The organism is Mesorhizobium sp. M1A.F.Ca.IN.022.07.1.1 (genome assembly GCF_003997575.1).
In the GTDB taxonomy this organism is placed as follows: domain Bacteria; phylum Pseudomonadota; class Alphaproteobacteria; order Rhizobiales; family Rhizobiaceae; genus Mesorhizobium.
This window is the reverse complement of record NZ_RZST01000446.1, coordinates 1-3,970: the sequence shown is the minus strand read 5'-3', so window position 1 is coordinate 3,970 and position 3,970 is coordinate 1. Positions and strand designations below refer to the sequence as shown.

Genomic DNA, 3,970 nt, shown 5'->3' with positions numbered 1-3,970 from the left:
CCACGTCGAAGGTGTCGGTGTAGGTGGTGCCGGCGGCGAACTCGTTGTGCGCCGAGGAGGCCGTGTAGGTCCAGGCGCCGGCGGCATCGATGGCGAAGGTGCCGTAGGTCCCGACCGTGCCGGCCTGAGCCACGAAGGTCGCCGGGCTGTCGACATCCGAGATGGTCAGCTGGCCGCTGCTCGATATGTCGGCGGCCGCATCGGTCTCGGTCAGGTTCCTCACATCGGCCGACAGCACCGCGGCATCGTTGGTGCCGGTAATATTGACGACGATGTTGTAATTCGCCGTGCCATCCGCGGATGTCACGGTCAACGTGTCGGTGACATTCTGGCCCTGCGTCAGCGGGTCGGCAAGTGCCTGGTTCAGCGCGTAGGTCCACGCTCCCGTCGTCGCATCGAAAGTGAAGGTGCCGTACATGCCCTGGAGGCTCGGCGGTGCCTGAAAATGGTTCTGGCCGGCATCAACGTCCGAAATGATCAGCTGACCATGTGCGCCGGGGTCGCCGGGCGTGCCGTTGGCGACGCCGCCAGCTTCCACCACAGTCGTGTCCGCGCCCGGCGCCGCTGTGATGGTGGCGCCGTCATTGGTGCCTTGAATGTTGACCGAGACGCTCGCCCAGCTCAACGTTCCATTGCCGAGCTTGATTGCGTAGGTAAAAGTCTCGTTGATGTGGTCGCCGGCTCCGAGCGCCTGCAGGCTCGTGAAGCCGTGCTGCGCGAGATAACCGCTAAGGTTCATCTCGACCTTGCCGTTGTTGATGCGGATCAGCACGCCGCCGCCGATGTCTTCCCAGGCGGAGATGCCGGTTGCCTGCGCATCCTGGGTCGTCAGGTCGATCGGCGCGTATTGCTTCGTAGCCGTCGATGCGGACGTGCCGTCGTCGATCGAATAGAGGGTCTTGGCATTGCCGCCCAAATCATTCGCCAAAACGTCCAATAGGATGATGGATTGGGATGCGGACACGATGACCACGTTGTCTTCCGTGTAGTTGAAGACATCGCCCTGTGCCTGCGGCGTGTTGGAGAACGACGTCGTGGTGCCGCCGGCACCGGAGATTTGCGTAGCCATTATTTTCATCCCCCTGGCAGACGCGCTCCGCGCCTGCTCGTTGGCCGTCCGAGACGGCTGACTACCCCATGCCGACGAATCGGCGCCCAGTCTGACGGGGAGAGGAAAGGATCAGAGTGCCATGCAACCAGGCGCAACCCGACGGTCCGGCCGTGAACGGCCAGCCCAAGGCGGTTCACAGACAGGTGGTGGCTCGATGGTGATGGCTACGACGGCGATGATCGCCGCGTTGCTTTTCCCCTACCCCAGTAGCGCCGAAACTCGTTGTTGCCGGTCGGGAGATTATTCGCGCTACCCTATATATTAGGATATTATTAACTCTACCGCAGCGCGCGTCAATGTCGAATTCGAAGAAGAGTTAATGACAAAATGCGTACTTGTACGCAGACATGGATAAACTGCATCGCACAGGCAAATAGAACTCGGTCCTTCCACGTAGCGGATCAGGCCTGTCCCACCTCTCACACGGCCTTGCCGAGCTTGCCGCCGCGCTCGGCGACCGCCTTCTCGACGGCGCGTTTCAGCTCGTCCTTGATCTCGACGGTGTCGGCCATCAGCGTCTCGATCTTCAGGAAATCGAGCACGCGGTATTTCGAGACGGCCGGGCGGATGAGAATATCCGGCGGATGCTGTCGCAGCTTGTTGGCGATGATCGACTGCATCATCAGCTGCGTGGCGCCATACATGAGGTCGACCGTGGTCGGATGCTTGCGTTCGACGTCGCTCGGCGCCCCGACCACGTCGATGGCGATGATGATGTCGGCATCCTTCTCGACCAGGTCGAAGGGCACCGGGTTGTAGATGCCGCCATCGATCAGCAATCGGTCGTCGCGCATCACCGGGCGGAACACCGCCGGAATGGCGGCCGAGGCCGCCAGCGCCGATTGCAAATCGCCCTGCGAGAACACCGCGAGCTTGTGGCCGAAATAGTCGGTCGCCGTCACCTTGAGCGGAATCTTCAGCTCTTCGAAGGTCGCCGGAATGGCGTCAGGCAGGAAGGCCTTCAGGATGCGCTCGATATTGAACTGGCCGACGCGGATACCGCCCTGCATGGCCTCGGCGATCGTGCCCGGCCGCGAGCGCCACATGCGCGCGGCCACCTCGGCGCGGCTGCCGAGGATCAAGCGGCTGTACTCGTGGATCTCCGCCCCTCGCATGCCGGCGGCCATGCCGGCGCCCATGATGGCGCCGATCGAGGAGCCGGCGATCGCCACCGGTTTGATCCCTAGCTCGTCCAACGCCTCGATGGCGTGAATGTGCGCCAGCCCGCGCGCGCCGCCGCCGCCGAAGGCAACCGCGAAGGTCGGGCTCATCCCTTGCGGGCTCCCGCCACCTGCACCAGCGGCGGTCCGATCACCATTATCGCCGGGTCGGCCGACAGAAGCTTCCTTGCCGCCGCCTTGACGTCTGCAAGCGTCACCGCATTGATCAGCGCGGCGCGGCGCCTGATGTAGTCGATGCCGAGATCGTCGAGCTGCAGCTCGACCAGCGTCGCGGCAATGGAACTGGAGGAGTCGAGATTGTTGATGGCGTAGGCGCCGATCATGTATTTCTTGGTCGCCGCGAGCTCCTCCTCGGTCGGGCCGTTCTCGGCCATCTCCTTCACCACCTGACGCACAATGGCGAGCGTCTCGGCGGCGCGGTCGGAACGCGTCGCCGTCGTGACCAGCAGCGCGTTGGAATGCTCGTGATCGACGAGATCGGAGCTGACGCTATAGGCAAGGCCGCGCTTCTCGCGCACCTCCTCGTAAAGCCGCGACGTGAAAGTCGAGCCGCCGAGGATCTCGTTCATCAGCACGGCCGCGTAAAAATCGGGATCGCTCCGTTTGACGCCGGGCCAGGCAAGCTGCAGCGAGGTCTGCGGCAGATCGTAGTTCACTTCCAGTTGCTGGCCGAGCTTCAGCGACACGTCCGCCACCTGGGCCAGCGTCTGCGTCTGCGGCAGGTCGCCGAACACCTCGTCCAGCTTGCCGGAGAGCGTGGCGGCGTCGATGTCGCCCACCACCGCCACATGCAGGCCGGCGCGCGCGAAACTCGCTTTGCGAAAGGCCTTGAGGTCGGCGGCCGTTATGGTGGCCAGGCTCTCCTTCGTCCCCTCATCCGGCCGCGCATAGGGATGCTTGCCATAGATCGCGCGCAGCCAGCGCTGCTGGGCGATCGTGTTGGGGTCGCGCTCATTGGCGAGAATGCCCGAAAGCATCTGGGCGCGGATGCGGTCGATCGGCGCCTGGTCGAAGCGCGGGCTGTTCACCGCCAGCTTCAGCAGGCCGAACGCCTCGTCCTTTTGATCGGACAGCATGCGCATCGAGCCATAAAGGCCGTCGCGTGCAGCCTGAAAACTCATCTCGGCGCCGGCGTCGTCCAGCTTCGACTGGAAGGCCTCGCTGTCGAGGTCGCCGGCGCCCTCGTCGAACAGGCCGCTCATCAGATTGACCAGACCTTCCTTGCCGGCAGGGTCCTGCGCGGTGCCGCCGTCGAAGACGAAGCGGATGGCAACCAGCGGGATCGAATGGTCTTCCACCAGCCAGGCGGTGATGCCTTTCTTCGACTTCACCTCCTGGATGTTCATCTCCGCGTGGGCGGCCAGCGCCGGCAAGAGCAGGAAGAATAGGGCAAAGCAGAGGGTTGCGACGATACGGTAGACCCCACCTTCTCCCTTTGTGGGAGAAGGTGGATCGGCGCACAGCGCCGAGACGGAGGAGCATATCGCCCAGCTGGGGCGCCCCTCATCCGGCCGCTTCGCGTCCACCGCCCGGGGGCGAGCCACGGGTCTCGCCCCGTCCTTCGGACCCCACAAGGGGAGAAGGGAAGGAGCGCCCATTCGTCCGCGTTCCATGCTCATCATCAATTCCCCGCCTGTTGTTGCGGCAGGAGATAGCCGGTCGTCGAGCGGTCGAGCAC

General features: G+C 63.9%; 3 protein-coding genes. All 3 read right to left on the bottom strand.

The window, feature by feature from the left end; translation table 11 throughout:
- Positions 1-1,069: VCBS domain-containing protein (locus EOA75_RS30005; protein WP_206517065.1), on the bottom strand; the 1,069-nt coding region annotated here is incomplete at its 3' end.
- A gap of 461 nt (positions 1,070-1,530) precedes the next feature.
- Complete coding sequence (locus EOA75_RS30000) at positions 1,531-2,382, bottom strand: patatin-like phospholipase family protein (RefSeq protein ID WP_067325128.1); 852 nt, start codon at positions 2,380-2,382, stop codon at positions 1,531-1,533.
- Positions 2,379-3,704, bottom strand: coding sequence for a pitrilysin family protein (locus EOA75_RS29995; protein ID WP_245307551.1), 1,326 nt, complete (start codon positions 3,702-3,704; stop codon positions 2,379-2,381). Before EOA75_RS29995 ends, EOA75_RS30000 begins: the two co-directional genes overlap by 4 nt.
- Positions 3,705-3,970 lie beyond the last annotated feature (266 nt).

Bases quoted from the DNA above. Each gene is read 5' to 3' on its own strand.
- EOA75_RS30000 (WP_067325128.1), bottom strand. From the start codon at position 2,382: ATGAGCCCGACCTTCGCGGTTGCCTTCGGCGGCGGCGGCGCGCGCGGG.